Source organism: Actinoplanes subglobosus (genome assembly GCF_042650585.1).
Classification (GTDB): Bacteria; Actinomycetota; Actinomycetes; order Mycobacteriales; family Micromonosporaceae; genus Actinoplanes; species Actinoplanes subglobosus.
On sequence record NZ_JBHSBL010000037.1, the window covers coordinates 15,716 to 33,197 of the forward strand.

Annotated in this window: 6 protein-coding genes; 5 read left to right on the plus strand and 1 reads right to left on the minus strand. The window is 70.0% G+C overall.

The window, feature by feature from the left end; all coding sequences use genetic code 11:
• Window positions 1-89: 89 nt before the first annotated feature.
• The 5 genes from ACFO0C_RS46665 (at window position 90) to ACFO0C_RS46685 (ending at window position 14,203) form a co-directional block, all read left to right on the plus strand.
• Window positions 90-284 (plus strand): ferredoxin, encoded by a 195-nt coding sequence (locus ACFO0C_RS46665; protein ID WP_378073334.1) that lies wholly within the window; start codon window positions 90-92, stop codon window positions 282-284.
• 230 nt (window positions 285-514) lie between these two features.
• Window positions 515-6,751, plus strand: coding sequence for a carboxypeptidase regulatory-like domain-containing protein (locus ACFO0C_RS46670; RefSeq protein ID WP_378073335.1), 6,237 nt, complete (start codon window positions 515-517; stop codon window positions 6,749-6,751).
• Between the two features lie 16 nt (window positions 6,752-6,767).
• Window positions 6,768-12,917 carry an RHS repeat domain-containing protein gene (locus ACFO0C_RS46675; RefSeq protein WP_378073336.1) on the plus strand — a complete coding sequence of 2,050 codons (6,150 nt, stop codon included), beginning with the start codon at window positions 6,768-6,770 and terminating at the stop codon, window positions 12,915-12,917.
• Complete coding sequence (locus tag ACFO0C_RS46680; protein ID WP_378073337.1) at window positions 12,917-13,252, plus strand: hypothetical protein; 336 nt, start codon at window positions 12,917-12,919, stop codon at window positions 13,250-13,252. Before ACFO0C_RS46675 ends, ACFO0C_RS46680 begins: the two co-directional genes overlap by 1 nt.
• Window positions 13,253-13,594: 342 nt before the next feature.
• Window positions 13,595-14,203 (plus strand): TetR/AcrR family transcriptional regulator, encoded by a 609-nt coding sequence (locus ACFO0C_RS46685; protein ID WP_378073338.1) that lies wholly within the window; start codon window positions 13,595-13,597, stop codon window positions 14,201-14,203.
• Window positions 14,204-15,393: 1,190 nt separating this feature from the next.
• Here the strand turns inward: ACFO0C_RS46685 and ACFO0C_RS46690 are convergent.
• Complete coding sequence (locus ACFO0C_RS46690; RefSeq protein ID WP_378073339.1) at window positions 15,394-17,481, minus strand: AMP-binding protein; 2,088 nt, start codon at window positions 17,479-17,481, stop codon at window positions 15,394-15,396.
• Between the last annotated feature and the right edge of the window lies 1 nt (window position 17,482).

Sequence of the window (17,482 nt, forward strand, 5' to 3'; positions counted from 1 at the left end):
CGTCTCCTCGAGTAAACGTCTGATTACTTGGTAGCGTACGGGCAGGGCGACCAGGCAGCAAACGGTCAAATCAGTCACCGGGAGGTCCTGTGCAGATCGCCGCCGACGAGAGCAAGTGCATCGGTGCTGGTCAATGTGTGTTGACTGCGCCGCACGTCTTCGATCAGGGTGACGACGGCGTCGTGGTGGTGCTCGACGAGTCCCCGGCCGAGCCGGAGTGGCCGGCCGCCCGCGCCGCGGCGGCCGGCTGTCCCGTCGCCGCGATCGTGCTGGCGACGGACTGATCCCTCACTTACAGCGCCCTTGAGGGCATCTGTGTCACACCTCTGTACGCCGATCGCCGATCGGTCTACTGTGCACGTTTGATGCCCCTTCACCAGGCGATTCAAGCCTTTGAAGAGCATGCTTTACACAAGTGATCTTCGATGCCTAGAGTCCCGGTCGACGAGGTGGATCGGCCCACGGGGGATCGATGATTGCTGCTGTCCACGCGCGTTTGTCACGGTGTGTCGCCGTGCTCTGCGCCGCCACGATGATCACTTCCGGCCTGCCCGCGCCCGCGTCGGCCGCGCCCGCCACACCTGTGGCGGCCTGTGTGCCGGTGCAGGCGACCGAGGCCGCGGCCGACCGGATGACCGTGATCTGCGGACGGCCGGTGGAGATCCTCGCCGACCGCACCGAGTTCTCGCAGACGTTCGCGAACACCGACGGGTCACGGACCCTGGAGCAGAGCGTCGAGCCGCAGCGGGTACGGCGTGGCGGTGCCTGGGTTCCGGTGGACACCTCGCTACGGCGTACCGCCGCGGGGGTCTCGCCGAAGGCGTCGGTGTTGCCGATGACCTTCTCCGGCGGCGGCGACAAGCTGGTCGGCCGGCTGGTGAACGGTGACCGCGAGATCACCCTCACCTGGCCGACGGTGCTGCCGAAACCGCAGCTCAAGGGCGACACGGCGATCTACCCGAACGTGTTGACGGACGTCGACCTCCAGGTCACCGCGTCGGCCACCGGCTTCTCCGAGGTGCTCGTCGTCAAGACCCGCAAGGCGGCGGCCGACCCGGGGCTGGCGCGGCTGAAATTCGGCCTGGCCGGCAAGGGCGTCACCCTCGGCGGCACCACGGCCGGTGGCCTGGCCGCCCGGGACGCCGACGGCGACGAGGTGTTCTCGGTCCCGGCGCCGTTGATGTGGGACTCGTCCGAGGCGATCGAGAAGCAGGCGCGGGCGGCGGCACCAGCCGCCGAGGACACCCGCGACGACCGGACCCGGCGGACGGTCATGCCGCTCAAGCTGGGCAAGGGCTCGCTGACCCTCACCCCGGATCGGGCCATGCTGACCGATCCGCGTACCGAGTTCCCGGTCTACATCGACCCGTCGGTGTCCGGCTCGATGTCGGGTGGCGCGTGGACGTCGGTGTGGAGCAAGTACCCGACGAAGTCGTTCTGGAAGAACACCACGGCGCTGACCGACGGATCGATCACCGGTCAGGCGGGCGTCGGCCGCACCGAGGACTGCGTCGGCTGCGCCGACCACCTCATCCGGTCGTTCTTCCGGATGGACACCAGCGGCGTCAAAGGCGACGTGATCTCCGCCCAGTTCTCCATCGAGCAGCGCTGGGCCTGGACCTGTAACCCGAAGAGCAACGCCAAGGTGTGGGAGACCGGCGCGATCTCGTCGGCGACGACCTGGAAGAACCAGCCGTCGTTCTCCAGCCGGACCGCCACCGACGTGGGTGACCACAAGTACGGCGCGATCCACGGCTGCTACGGCGTGGGCCCGGTCGAGTTCAACGTCACCAGCATGGTCACCGACGCCGAGAACACCGTCACCATCGGTATGAAGGCGATCGACGAGTCCACCAAGAACCACTGGAAGCGATACAAGCCGTCGACCGCGCGGATGTCGGTCACCTACAACCAGAAGCCGAACGCGCTCAAGGACCAGAAGACCGACGCCAAGGCGTGCGCCACCGGATCGAGCCGCCCCTACGTCACGAAGACGACCGGCGTGAAGCTGACCGGCTACCAGTCCGATCCGGACAGTGCGCAGACGCTGACCACGCACTTCTACTGGTGGCCGACCACCGTCGCGGCGAACACGACCAACTCGGTGTCGCAGTCGACCGGCAACAAGGCCACCGTCACCGGCACCCTGCCCGCCCTGACCGACGGCGTCACCTACGCGTGGCGGGCCCGCTCCTACGACAACGTGCCGGTCAAGTATCAGATGGAGACCTGGTCGGAGAAGACCTGCGAGTTCACCGTCGACGCCACGCCACCACCGGCTCCGGGTGGTCTCTCGTCGACCGACTATTCGTCGACGGTGCCCAGCGGTGGAGTCGGCTATCCGGGCACGTTCCGGATCGCGGCTCCGGCACAGACCAACCTCGCCAAAGACATCGATGTGTACGCGTGGACGCTCGACGGCGGGGTGAAGGTGTCATCGGGAACCGTGCCGGTGAACACCACCGACTACACCGGTTCGATCACGCTCACGCCGATGACCGACGGCATCAAGACGTTGCGGGTGTGGTCCAGGGACAGGGCCGGCAATGTGTCCGGGCAGGTCACCTACACGTTCACGGTCCTGCACGGCTCCGGCCCGGCGGCCGGCTGGGACTTCGACGACACGGCGGCCACCACCACCGGGGACACCGCCGAGCACGGCAACACCCTCACGCTGACCGGCGGCACCCGCGTCGCCGGACGTGGCAACGAAGGCAGCGCGCTGTCGCTGAACGGCACGTCGGCCCGGTCGGCCACGACCACCGGCCCGGTCACCTACCCGAACGCCGCCACCGGCGCGGCCGTCGCGGTCCGCACTGACGCCAACTTCACCGTCACCGCCCGGGTCAAACTGACCACCACGACCGGAGTGACTGCCCAGCAGATTGCGGTCGCTGCCAGCGGCACCAACACGTCGGCGTACACACTCGGCTACGACGGACCGGCCAACAAGTGGCGGTTCACGATGGCCGGCACCGACGTCGCGGCCCCGGCCCTGTACTCGGCCCTGTCCAACACCGCCCCGACCGCCGGTAAGTGGACGCACCTCGCGGGAACCTACGACGCCGCCACGAAGAAGCTGACCCTGTACGTCAACGGCGTCGCCCAGACCACCACGGCGACCCTGGTCGGCGGCTTCAACGCCACCGGGGCGGTGACCGTCGGCAAACGCCGCTGGGCCGCAGCAGACGACGGTCACCTCAACGGCCTGCTCGACGACGTCGAGATCTTCAGCTCGATCGCCCCCACCGACACGCTGATCACCCGGTCGAAGGCCCTCCAGCCGGCGGTCACCTTCCCGAACGGGACGGGTGTGCCGGCGAGCGGCAACCTCAAGGTCACGTTCGACGCCGAGGGCGACACCAACGTGACCAGGTTCCGCTACAGCCTCGACGCCGACGGCCTGGCCGGCGCGGTCACCGCGGCAGCCGCCGGCGGGACGGCGACCGTCGACATCCCGGTCGGCACGACCAAGGGCGACCGGCAACTGTTCTTCGCCGGTGAGGACGCCAGCCGGATCGGCGTCAAGGACCAGCGCACGTTCACCGTTCTCGCTATGGCCAGCCTGTCCGGGCCGGTGATCGACGAGGACGGGCTGCCACTGGAGAACGCCACCGTCACCCTCCAGCCGGGTGGTCTCACCGCGACCACCGACGCCAACGGCATCTACTCGTTCCCCGAACTGGAGGTGAACACCTACACGGTGCGGGCCACCCACAACGGGCGGTGCGGGACGGCCGGGAGCCAGTCGTTCCTGGTCGGGAAATACGGCCTGGAACTCCAGCTCACTGTCTACCGGGTCGGCGACAAGGCCGGGCACCTGTGTGCCGAGCGGACCACCACCTACGCCAACGGCACCACCGTTCTCGCCCTGACCGGCGACGACGCGGCCACCAGGCTGACCCTGCCGTTCGCGTTCCCGTTCTACGGCAGCGCCTACCTGGACGTCTGCGTCGACACCAACGGCCTGATCACCTTCGGTACGGCGTGCGCGTCCCACCCGTACACCGGAAATGGTGAACTCGGCGCGGTGGCCGAGCCCAACGGGGTGATCGCGCCGTTCTGGGACGACCTGGTCGTCGACGCGTCGGCGAACGTGCGCACCGCGGTCACCGGCTCCGGCGCCACCCAGGCCGTGCTGATCGAGTGGAACAACGTGCACCGCAAGGGCAACACCGCCCAGCGGCTCAGCTTCTCGGTGACTCTCGGCATCGACGGCACCATCACCACCAACTACTCAGGTCTCGACAACGCCGCCGAACAGGGCGACTTCGCCCTTGTCGGCATCGAGTCGCCGACCGGGGAGGACGGCCTCACCTACTCCGCCGGCGACCCGGCACTGACCGCCGGCAAGGCGATCGTCTTCACCGACCCGAACGGTGAGCAGCTGGAGGTCCACCACCTCACCGGCAAGCTGACCAGCGCGACCGGGACGGCGGTGGCCGGGGCGACCGTCACTCTCGACCCGACCGGGCTGACCGCGACCACCGGCAGCGACGGCGGTTACGCCTTCTACGGCCTGGTCGCCGACAGCTACACCGTCACCAGCCGGCAGACCGGGCGCTGCGGCGCCAAGGCGGAGGCGGTCGTCGACCTGGCCGCCGACACCGTGAAGGACCTGCGGTTCGCGCCCGACTACGGGCTGATGGGCTACTCCTGCGCCATCGGCACCTCCGGCTACACGGCCGCCGACACCAACACCTGGCTCACCGGCGACGACGTCGAGGGCACCGTCTACCTGCCGTTCTCGATGCCGTTCTACGGACGGTCGGCGACCTACGCGACGGTCTCCACCAACGGCTGGATCGGCATCGGCGGTGGCTACCTGACGCCGCTCTGGAGCGACCTGAACATCGACAGTCAGGCCGGCGTCTACACCAGGTCGGTGGGTACGGCCCCCAACCGCTCCTACATCATCGAGTGGCGCAACGCCCAGTTCGTCGGCACCACCGACCGGACCACGTTCGAGGCTGTCCTGCACGAGGACGGGCGGATCGCCTACCACTACGGGGCGATGACCACCGACGTCCAGAAGGGCGGCACCTCCACGGTCGGCATGGTCTCCATGTCGTTCCGGGCCACCGCCTACTGGTCGAACGGGGAGGCGGCGCTCACCGCGAACAGCTCGATCACCTACACCCCGGCCCCGTCGGGTGTGGTCGCCGGCGTGCTCACCGCGGCGATCACCACCGAGCCGATCGCCGGCCGGACCATCACGCTGAACCCGGGCGGCCTGACCACGACCACCGGCGCGGACGGGAGTTACCAGTTCACCGGCGTCGCGCCGGGCGCCTACTACGTGCTGGCCTCGACCGGTGACAGCCGCTGCCTGGGCCAGTACGCGTCGGCCGAGGTCTACAAGACCGGCGGCGACGCCAAGACCGACCTGTCCCTGAACAACGACGCCGACCCCTACTACACCTGCACCGTCACCAGTCAGCAGTTCATCGCCGGCGACACCGTGCAGACCGGCTGGACCGGCGACGACGCGGCCTGGCAGGCGACCGCACCGTTCCCGATCAAGCTGTACGGCGAGACCACCACCAAGCCCTGGATCAGCAGCAACGGCTTCCTCACCCTCGGGCCGGAGGGCGCGACCAGCCCGGACGCGACGGCGATCCCGGCCGAGGCCGAGGACGGCACCCCGAACACCGCCCTCTACCCGTTCTGGCACGACTGGGTGGTCGACAGCTCGGCCGCGATCGTCACGAAGACCAGCGGCACCGCACCCGACCGTCAGTGGGTCGTCGAGTGGCGCAACGTCTCCTCCTACGGCACCGACGAGGTCCGTACCTCCTTCGAGATCATTTTCGGCGAGGACGGGAGCGCCACCTTCGCCTACGCCGGCATCGACGACAACCCGGTCGAACGGGGCGCCGAGGGGACCGTCGGCGTCGAGGGTCCCGGCGGGGTGGCCGCCTTCCAGTACCTGTACAGCGCCGACCTGCTCTACGACACGCTCGGGGTGAGGTATACCCCGAAGGCACCGGAGACCGGTTACCTCAACGGCACCGTCACCTGTGCCGGCGAGCCGGTCGACGGCGCCACCGTCGCCGTCGCCGGCCAGAGCACGAACACCTGGTCGGACGGCACCTACTTCCTCGGTGACGTCCCGGCCAAGACCCAGACGGTGCTCGTCACGATCGGCTCGGGCGACTGTGCCGGAACGGTCACCCGTGCCGTTCTCATCGGCGAGCCGATGCAGCCCGTCGACTTCGCGGTGCAGGGCGCCGGCTATCTGCTCACCGAGACCGACACCGGTTACACGGCGCTCGGCGCGGACTCCGCACTGACCAGCGGCTACCAGACCTGGACGGCTGTCACGCTGCCGTTCCCGGTGACTGTTTACGGCCAGACCGGCACGACCCTGTCGGTGGGCAGCGAGGGCAGCCTCGACCTGGCCGGCGCCCTGGTGATGCCGTTCCGCGGCGACTGGGAGGCCGACGGCTCGTCGAGCGTGCGCGCCGCCGTCCGGGGCACCGCCCCGAACCGGCAGTACGTCGTCGAGTGGAAGGACGTCCGGCACCACACCGACACCGCCACCCGGGTCACCTTCCAGGCGATCCTCGACGAGACCGGTGGTTTCACCTTCGTCTATCCCGGCACCGACACCTCCTACCTGCGCAGCGGCGGCGTGGCCACGATCGGCCTGCGCGCCGCCGACGGCAGCGCCGCGCTGATCCACTCCGACCGGCTCACCGCGCTGCGGCCCGGCGTGGCGCTGCGCATCGATCCCGTTCCGTCCGCCTGATTCATCGGAGAACCAGATGAAAACGCTACGTGTGATGACGGCGGCGAGTCTCGCGGTCGTCCTTGTCGTGAGCCTCGGTCATGCCCCGGCCATGGCGGCCGCGCCTGATCCGTACAGATCAGAATCGGTCAAAGCGGTGCCGAAGGTGCCGGTGACCGCCGCCCGGATCGCCCCGGCCCCGAAGCTCGCCGATCCGCCTCCGGCGTCGGACCGTCCGGCACCGGCCTGGCCGAAAGCCGCGGGTGAGCTGGTCACCGGGCAGGCGGAGACTCTGCCGGTACGGGTGAAGCCGTCCACCAGGACCTCCCCGTCCCGGGTCAGTGTCGAGGTCCTCGACCGCAAGGCCACCGACCGTGCCGGAGTCCGGGGCGTCCTGATGCGCCTCGGCCGCGCCGACGGGGTGACCACCCCCGGCACCACGAAGGTGACCCTGGACTACCGGTCGTTCGCGACCGCCTACGGTGCCGACTGGTCCAGCCGGCTGCGCCTGGTCGCCCTGCCCGCCTGCGCCCTGACCACCCCGGCGAAGACCGCCTGTAAAGGCACACCCCTGACCACGGTCAACGACGCCGAGGCGCAGACCCTGACCGCGGATGTCGCCGTGTCGAGCGTGTCGACGCTGGTCGCGGCCGAGGCGGAGGCGTCCGGACCGGCCGGTGACTACGCGGCGACGACCCTGGACGCATCGTCGACGTGGGAGGCCGGCGGCAACTCGGGCGCCTTCACCTGGAACTACCCGATGCGGGTGCCACCGGCGCTGGGCGGCCCCGAACCCAAGATCGGCCTCTCCTACTCGTCGCAGTCGGTCGACGGCCGTTCCGCCGCCTCGAACAACCAGCCGTCCCGCGTCGGTGAGGGCTTCGCCGAGGTGGCCGGTGGTTTCGTCGAGCGCCGTTACCAGGTCTGCGCCGAGGACATGGGCGACGACGCCAACAACGACGAGAAGACCGGCGACCGGTGCTGGGAGACCGACAACGCCACCCTGTCGCTGGCCGGCCACTCGGGCGAGCTGATCTACAACGCCACCGAGGCCCGCTGGCACCTGCGCGGTGACGACGGCAGCCGGATCGAGCGCAAGACCAACACCACCAACGGCGACAACAACAACGAGTACTGGGTGCTCACCACCACCGACGGCACGCAGTACTGGTTCGGCGCGAACCGGCTGCCCGGCTGGACCACCGGCAAAGCTGTCACCAACTCGGTGCTGACCGCCCCGGTCTACGGCAACGACCCCGGCGAGCCCTGCCACGCCGACGCCTTCGCCGACTCCGACTGCACGCAGGCGTGGCGCTGGAACCTCGACTACGTCGTCGACACCTCCGGCAACTCGATGTCGTACTGGTACGAGAAGAAGACCAACAAGTACGCCCGGAACATGGACGAGACCGACGCCGCCCCCTACGACCGGGAGGCGCTGCTCGACCGCATCGACTACGGCACCCGGCGGATCAGCGGCATCGAGTCGGCACACAACACGCTCGCCCCGATGCGTGTCGACCTCACCTACGACGACCGGTGCCTGAGCGACTGCGACACCCACAACGCGACCCGCTGGCCCGACACCCCCTGGGACGCCGAGTGCACCGAGGCCACCTGTGAGGAGGAACAGGTCTCGCCGACCTTCTGGTCGACGAAACGCCTGGCGAGCATCACCACCCAGGTCCGCAACGGCGCCGCCTACCGGGACATCGAGAAGTGGACGCTGACACACACCTTCCCCGACCCCGGTGACGGCACCCGGGCCGGCCTGTGGCTGTCCAAGCTGTCGCACTCCGGCCTGGTCGGCGGTACGACCACCACCCCCGACGTGGAGTTCACCGCGGTCCAGAAGGCCAACCGGGTCGACGTCACCGGCGACTTCGCGGCCGCGATGAACTGGATGCGCATCGCCCGGATCCGCACCGAGACCGGCGGCACGATCAGCGTCGTCTACTCCGAGCAGGACTGCCAGGCCGGCGCCACCCCGGCTCCGGCGACCAACACCAGTCGCTGCTATCCGGTGAAATGGGTTCCGCAGGGGTACGAGGACCCGGTCACCGACTGGTTCAACAAATACGTCGTCACCACCGTCTACGAACAGGACAACACCGGCGGCGTGCCACCACTGGGCAGCGCCCGCAAGGTGTACCAGTACACCTACTACGACGGCGCGGCCTGGCACTACGCCGACGACGACGGCCTGATCAAGAAGAAGTACAAGACCTGGTCCGGCTATCGGGGTTACGGCCGGGTCGGCGTGACCGTCGGTGACCCGGGGGAGCAGACCTACTCGGAGACCCGCTACTTCCGGGGCATGAACGGCGACCGGCTCAACGCCGACGGCGGGCTCAAACCGGTCACCGTCGACGGGATCGCCGACGAGGACTGGTTCGCCGGCCGGCTGCGCCAGACCACCACGTTCAACGGGCCCGGCGGCGCGGTCGTCGAGAAGACCCTGCACACCCCGTGGGCGTCGGCCGCGACCGCCAGCCGCACCATCAACGGCGACACCGTCACCGCCCGCATCACCGGCATCGAGACCACCACCGGCCACGTCACCCTCGACGGCGGCCGCGGCGAGCGCGTGACCCGGACGGTCAACAGCTTCGACGAGTACGGCATGGTGGTGCAGACCGACGACCAGGGCGTCGACGGCGTCATCGGTGACGAGCAGTGCACCAGAACCGACTACACGCCGCGCAACACCACCTCGTGGATCCTCGACCGGGCCCACCGCACCCAGTCGTACGCGGTCGCCTGCTCCGCCACCACCGGCACCCTCACCGAAGCGCAGGTGATCAGCGAGAACCGGACCCTCTACGACGACAAGGCGTTCGAGGTCGCGCCGACCCGCGGCCTGCCCACCCAGACCCAGACCATATCGGCCTGGACGAGCGGGACCCCGTCGTTCGTGGTGGCCGGCAAGACCGGTTACGACGTGCACGGCCGGCCCACCTCGGTCACCGACGCGCTGGGCAACGTCACCACCACCGCGTACACGCCGGTCACCGACGGCCCGGTGAGCTCGACGCTGACGAAGAACCCGCTGCTGCACGAGACCACGGCGACCTTCGAACCGGCGTGGGGTCTCACGGTCGGCACCGTCGACCCGAACGGCAAACGCACCGACACCGAATACGACGCCCTGGGCCGGCTCACCGCGGTCTGGAAGCCGGGCCGGGTCAAGGGCACCGACACGGCGAACATCAAGTACACGTACGCCGTCAACGCCGGCAGCCCGTCGGTGGTGACCACGTCGACGCTGAACGCGGCCGGTGCCTACGTCACCTCCTACACCCTCTACGACGGGTTGCTGCGGGAGCGTCAGACCCAGGCGCCGTCGCCGTCGGGCGGGCGGATCGTCACCGAGAAGTTCTACGACACCGCCGGGCGCCGCACCCTGGAGTACGGCGCCTACCACACCAGCGGCAGCCCGGGCGGAACACTGCTGGCCACCAGCGACGCGGCCACCGTGCCGGACCAGACCCGGACGGTCTACGACGGCGCCGACCGGACCGTCGCGAGCATCTTCCAGCCGTACGGCGTGGAACGCTGGCGCACCGGCACCGCCTACGGGGGTGACCGCACCGACGTCACCCCACCGGCCGGCGGCACCACCACGTCGACGGTGAGCGACGCCCGCGGGCGGACCGTCGAGCTGCGGCAGAAGAGCGGCACCAGCACGTGGGTGAGTACGAAGTACGAATTCGACGCCCGCGGCTACCGGACCCGGATCGTCGACGACAAACTCAACGACTGGGTCTACACCTACGACGTCCGTGGACGGCAGACCAAGGCCGACGACCCGGACCGGGGCGTCACCACGTTCACCTACGACAACGCGGGCAACGTGGCGACCAGCACCGACGCCCGGGGCGAGAAGATCGCCTACCACTACGACGCGCTGAACCGGAAACGGGCCGCCTACGACGACGAGGTCGGCGGGGTGCTGCGCGCCCAGTGGATCTACGACACCGTGGCCCTGGGGCAGCTGTCCCAGTCGACCCGGTTCATGGGCTCGGTCGGATACCAGGTCAAGGTGCTCGACTACAACGACGCCTACCAGCCCGGCAACACCCAGATCGTGATCCCGGAGACCGAGACCGGCGTCGACGGCATCTACAACTACTCGCAGACCTACCACGTCGACGGCTCGGTCAAGTCGACGAGCGTGCCCGCCACCAACACCGGGCTGGAGGCGGAGACCCTCACCTTCGGCTACAACGCGCTCGGCGGGGCGACCACCGTGGACAGCCTCTACGGCAGCGTCAACCAGCAGTACGTGACCGGCACCGACTACAACGCGCTCGGCCAGCTCGACCAGGTCAAGCTCTACACCGGCACGGGCGCGGGCGGCCGGGTCTACACCAAGTACACCCGCGAGCTGGAGACCGGGCGGATCACCGGGATCCGCACCGACCGGGACTCGGTGGCGCCGTACATCCTGGCCGACGTCACCTACCGTTACGACAATGCCGGCAACGTGATCAGCGCCGCCGACGCCGCGCCCGAAGGCGTCGACGACACCCAGTGCTTCACCTACGACCAGCTCGCCCGGCTCACCCAGGCCTGGACGCCGGCGTCCGGTGACTGTGCGGCCGCCCCGGCGCAGGCATCGCTCGGCGGACCCGCCCCCTACTGGAGCAGCTGGTCGATCGACTCGATCGGCAACCGCACCGAGGAGACCGCCCGGACCGCCACGACGTCCGCGGTCACCGGGTACACGTACCCGGCGTCGGGTGCCTCCGCCGTCCGGCCGCACACGATGACCGCCACGACCGGGGCCAGGGTCGGCACCTACACCTACGACGCCACCGGCAACACACTCACCCGGCCGGCCGCGACCACCGGCACCCAGACCCTGACCTGGGACGCCGAGGGCCGCGTCGACACGGTCACCGGCAGCGGCGGCACCACCAGCTACATCTACGACGCCGACGGGCACCGGCTGATCCAGCGGGACGCCACCGGCCGCACCCTCTACCTGCCGGGTCAGGAGATCCGGTACACCACCAGCACCGCCACCCGCAGCTGCACCCGCTACTACACCCACGGCGAAGGGACCATCGGATCGCGGACCGCCGCCGGGCTGACCTGGCTGTCACCCGACCACCAGGGCACGGCGGGCGTCGCGATCAACGCGAGCACCCAGCAGGCGACCATCCGGCGGCAGACGCCGTACGGCAAGTCGCGCGACACGACGAGCAGCGTGTGGCCCAACACCCGTGGCTTCGTCGGCGGCACCATCGACAGCACCGGGCTGGTCCACCTCGGCGCCCGCGAATACGACCCGGTCAACGGCCGGTTCATCTCGTCCGACCCGATGCAGGACTTCAGCGACCCGCAGCAGTGGAACTCCTACGCGTACGCCAACAACAACCCGATGACCTTCAGCGACCCGACCGGCCTCTGCATCTGGGCCAACGACTGGTGTGAGCCGAAAGGCGTACCGGATCCGGGTGTCCGCCCCGAACCGGACGACACCGACGATGACAACAACAACAACAACGACGACAACACCGGTGGTGGCGTGCCCGACCCCGGCAGCCGTCCGTACGTCGGCGGTGGCGGTGTGCCCGACCCGGGCGTACGGCCGGTGATCGTGCCCGTCCCCGACGTCGGTGTCCGCCCGGTCGTCGGAGGTGTGCCGGACCCCGGTGTCCGCCCGGTCGTCGGCGCCGCCGTCGACGGCAAGAAGCCGACACCCAGCCCGAGCCCGTGGGGTGACGGCCTCGACGTCACCGGCATCCCGGAAGGCACCAGCGAAGGTCTGCTCGGCCGCGTCAACTGGGCCATGGTCGGCGGTGTCTGCGTCAACGCCAGCTTCCAGCTCGGTGTCCTCGGCGTAGCCGGCGGCTGCATCCTCGTCGACGGCGACGGTGTCGGATGGAGTGGCAGCGTCAAGGACGGCGCCGGCCCGGCGGCCGGATTCGATCTGACCATCGGCGGTATGGTGTCGACCGCCGACCGGATGGACGACCTGGAGGGCCCGCAGCTGTTCGGGTCGGTCTCCGGCGGCGAGGTCCTGACCGTTGGCGCGGAGGTGGACTCCGGCAAGGACCTGACGATCCAGCTCGACGGCGGGGTGGGCGCCCACATCAGCCCCGGCGGACCCGTCTCCGGAGGCGGTGGTGTCGTGATGACCTGGGTCGACAAGTGGGACTGGGCACAGTGGGGGGACTGATGATCTCCGCGGAGGAGCGGCAGCAGATGCGGGCACTCCCGGGCTACCGCCGGGCGGTGTGGGGGCTGCGCATGGCGATGGCCGGGATCCCCGGCCTTCTCCTGGTCGCCGTCACCGCCGGGCTCGGCGTACCCAGATCGGTCGGGCTGCCGCTCGCCGTCGCCGTGATCGTGACGGTGTTCTGCGGCGTGTTCCTCTTCTGGAGCGGGGCGCCGGCGATGAACAGCTTCGCCCGCACCCTGGCCAAACGCCACAACGAGGACGTCTACGAGATGTCCGCCGATGTCCGGGGCGTCTTCTTCCGCGACCTGTTCAGGTCCGGCGGCGGCGCCTGAGATCTCCCGCAGCCGATCGGCGCCCCCGCCCTGTGCGCGGGCGCCGATCGCTTCCTCGGGCGTGCCGAATGATTCCTCGGGCGTGCCGAATGATTCCTCGGGGCGGCGGTCGCTTCTTCGGGGGCGGTGATTGATTCCTCGGTGGCGGCGGTCGCTTCCTCGGGGGCGGTGATTGATTCCTCGGGGCGCCGATCGCTTCATCGGGGGCGCCGATGGCTTCATCGGGGGCGCCGAAGGCTTCATCGGGCGCGGCGATCGCTTCACCCCCGGGGTGTATATGCCGGGAAACGCCCGGAACACATCGGGGACGAACCGGCGTATCGGTCCCAGTACGGTCGACGGGTGACGAACGCCGCCGAATCCCGTAAACGCGGTCCGCGTGGCCCGTACGTCTCCGGCCGTGAAGCCCGCCGGACCATCCTCGACGCCGCGCGTGCCGTCTTCGCCGAGCACGGATTCCGTGGCGGTGTCCTCCGCGACGTCGCCGACCGTGCGGGAGTCAGCGCCGGCAACATCATCCACCATTTCCTGTCCAAGGAAGGGCTGCTCGTGGCCCTCCTCGAGGAACGCGACCTGGGCAACAGCATGAAGCTGGGCGCCACCTCCGGCGGTTTCGTCGCCGGGCTGCGTGACATGGTCAACCGTAACGCGGCGGACCGCGGCATGGTTCATCTCTTCACCACGCTCTCGGCCGAGGCGACCGCTTCCGATCATCCGGCCCACACCTTCTTCCGCAATCGGTACGACGAGGTCCGCCGCACCGCCACCGAAGGCGTCGAGACCGCCCGCGCCCAGGGCACACTGCCCCCGGGCCCGCCCGCCGCCCAGGTCGCGGCCGGGCTGCTCGCCGTGATGGACGGCCTGCAGACCCAGTGGTTGCTCGACCCGTCGTTCGACATGGTGGCCGCGTTCGAGGCCCACCTGACAGCGATCGGCGCCACCCTGCCATGACCACCGCGGCGTTGCTGATCACCGGAACCGTGGGCGTCGGCAAGACAACCTCGCGCAACCTGGGCGCGCGGCGGGCCACAACTTCCTCGACACCGGGGCGCGGTAGTCTGCGACTTCCTTGTTGCTGGGCGCGGTGAGCTGCGACTTCCTCGATGCTGGGGCGCAGTGTCTGATCCTGGCCGGTGTCATCGACAGTCGTGAGCGTGCCGCCTGTCAGGCTGCCTTCGGTGTCCCGCTCACTGTTTGACGCCCGCAGACCGCCCCGGCCACGACCCGTCAAGGGCCGACCACCAGACCCGGTGCCGGGTCCCGGGAACTGCCGGCCCGACGGCCCGTTTGGGTGCGTTCACCGCCCTCCTCAGTGGGTGGGCTGCGGCACCCGACGGCTCGTCCGGGTGCGTTCACCGCCCTCCGTGGGCGGCAGCCGCACCCGAAGCCGCGGGTGGGTGTGTTCGCCGCCCTCGGCGGGTTGGCCCCGGCACCCGATGGTGCGTCCGGGTGAGTTTATCGCCCTCCGTGGGCGGCAGGCCCACCCGAAGGTGCGGGTGTGTGTGTTCACCGTCCTCGGGTGGGCGGTAGCTGCGCCCGATGGTGCGTTCGGGTGTGTTCGTCGCCCTCCGTGGGCGGCAGTTGGGCCCAAAGGTGTGGGCGGGTCTGTTTGCCGCCGTTGGCCGGGTGGCGGCGGCGCCCGATGGCGGGTCCGGGTGTGTTCGCCGCCTTCGGCGGGGTGGTGGCGGCGCCCGATGGTGCGTTCGGGTGTGTTCGTCGCCCTCCGTGGGCGGCAGTTGGGCCCAAAGGTGTGGGCGGGTCTGTTTGCCGCCCTTGGCCGGGTGGCGGCGGCGCCCGATGGCGGGTCCGGGTGTGTTCGCCGCCCTCGGTGGGCGGCAGTTGCGCCCGAAGGCGTGGATGGTGTGGCCATCGTCCGCCCAGGGGCGGTGGCCGCGCCCGATGGTCGGTATGGGTGTGGTCACCGGTGGCCACCGGATCTGCTGACGACCCGGACCGGCCGGTCCGCCGAGCTGCGGCACACCACCCAAGACTGCCGGTGGCGAGACTGATCGCGTTGCTGGACGGCCCAGGCCTGGCCGCGGCGAACCCGTCTCTGCCCGTGACCGTGATGGAATGGCTTGGTTCGGAGACCCTGACGCGGCTGCTGGTCGTTGTTCTGGGCCTGATGGGCGGCTGCTTTTTCAGGAGGATTGGGGCGGCTGCCGGTCGATCTCGCGGGCCAGTTCGGCGACCGTTGGGTTGTCGAAGACGGTTCGCAGCCGGACGTCGACGCCGAGACGGGCCCGGATCCGTGACGCCATGCGGCCGGCCTGCAACGACTGCCCGCCCAGCTCGAAGAAGTCGTCGTCGCGGGTGACGCCCGGATGCCTGAGCAACTCGCTCCAGATCTCGGCGAGCGCCGTCTCGGTGGGCGTGTACGGATCAGTGGCCGGGTACGGATCAGTGGCCGTGTACGGATCGGTGGCCGTGTACGGATCGGTGGCCGTGTGCGGGTCGGCATGTGTGTGCCTAGCGGCATGCGTGTGCGGGCCGGCACCGGCACCGGCTGTGGCGGGAGTCTGGTCGGCCAGGGTGGTCAGGGCCTTGCGGTCCACCTTGCCGTTGGGGGTGAGCGGGATGGCGTCGACGGCCGCGAACCGGTCCGGCAGCAGGTGTTCGGGCAGGTGCTCGCGTAGCCGGCCGCGCAGGCCGGTGAAGAATTCGGGGCTGTTCGCGGCCGGCACCACGCAGGCGATCAGGGTGGTGTCGTCGGTGCCGGTGCCGCGCAGGGTCACGGCGGCGTCCTTCACCAGCGCGTCGCGGCGCAGCGTCTCCTCGATCTCGGCCGGTTCGACCCGGAAGCCGCGTTTCTTGAACTGGTGGTCGGCGCGCCCGAGGAAGTCGATCGTTCCGTCCGGACGCCAGGCTGCCAGGTCACCGGTGGCGTAGAGGCGCTGCCCGCAGGCCCACGGGTCGGGGACGAACCGTTGCGCGGTCAGTGCCGGGTCGCCGATGTAGCCACGGCTCACGCCGAGGCCGCCGGCGTGCAGGAATCCGGGTACGCCGACCGGCACCGGACGGAACCGGTCGTCGAGGATCTCGACGTGCGTACCGGAGATCGGCCGTCCGATCGGGACCCGTGGTTGCAGCGTGTCGTGGAGCGTCACGGTGTGGCAGGTCGTGAACGTGGTGACCTCGGTCGGCCCGTAACCGTTGATCAGCCGGCAGTCGGGTACCTCCTCGAGGAAGCGGCGGGCCCGCTGGGGCGACATCACGTCACCGCCGGTGAGCAGCTGCCGCAGCCCGCGCAGGCCGGTCAGGCACTCGTCGACCATGACGTTGAACAGGCCGGCGGTCATCCACGCGGTCGTCACCCGTTCCCGGCGGAGCAGGCCGGCGAGTTCGGCCGGGGACAGCGGTCCGGGCGGCGCGATGACCAGGCGTCCGCCGTTGGCCAGGGCACCCCAGATCTCGAAGGTGGACGCGTCGAACGACACCGTCGACAGCTGGGCGATCACCTCGTCCGGTCCGAGCCGGGCGTAGTCGGGGTCGTCGACCAGCCGGACGATCCCGGCGTGCCGGACCGCGACACCTTTCGGGATGCCGGTGGAGCCGGAGGTGAACATCAGATAGGCGACGTCGTCGGGGTGGACGTGCACCGCCGCGTGGCCGGTGTCGCCGGGTGTGTCGACGTCGGAGATCGCGCCGTCGTAGTCGGCCAGCGGCCCTGGGGCCGGCAGCGTCCGGACACCGGCGACGTCGGAGATCGCGCCGTCGTAGTCGGCCAGCGGCCCTGGGGCCGGCAGCGTGCGGACACCGGCGACGTCGGAGATCGCGCCGTCGTAGTCGGCCAGCGGCCCTGGGGCCGGCAGCGTCCGGACACCGGCGACGTCGAGGATCGCGCCGTCGTAACCGGCCAGCGGCCCTCGGGCCAGCAGCGTCCGGACACCGGCGACGTCGATCATGGTGGTCAGCCGGGCCGCCGGATACTCGGGGTCGAGCGGCACGTAGCAGCCGCCGGCCTTGAGGATGCCGAGCACCGCGACGACGAAGTCGGCGGAGCGTTCCAGGAGTACGCCCACCGCCTCGTCAGGGCGCACCCCGGCGGCCACCAGCCGGGCGGCGAGGCGTTCGGCGCGGGCGTTCAGTTCGCCGTAGGTGATGTCGGTGCCGTCGGAGGTGACGGCGATCCGTTCCGGTGTGGCCAGTGCGTGCTCGGCGAACAGCTCGTGGACGCACAGGTCGACGCAGCGCGTCTCGGAGGCCCGGATCGGTGAAGGGTCACGCATG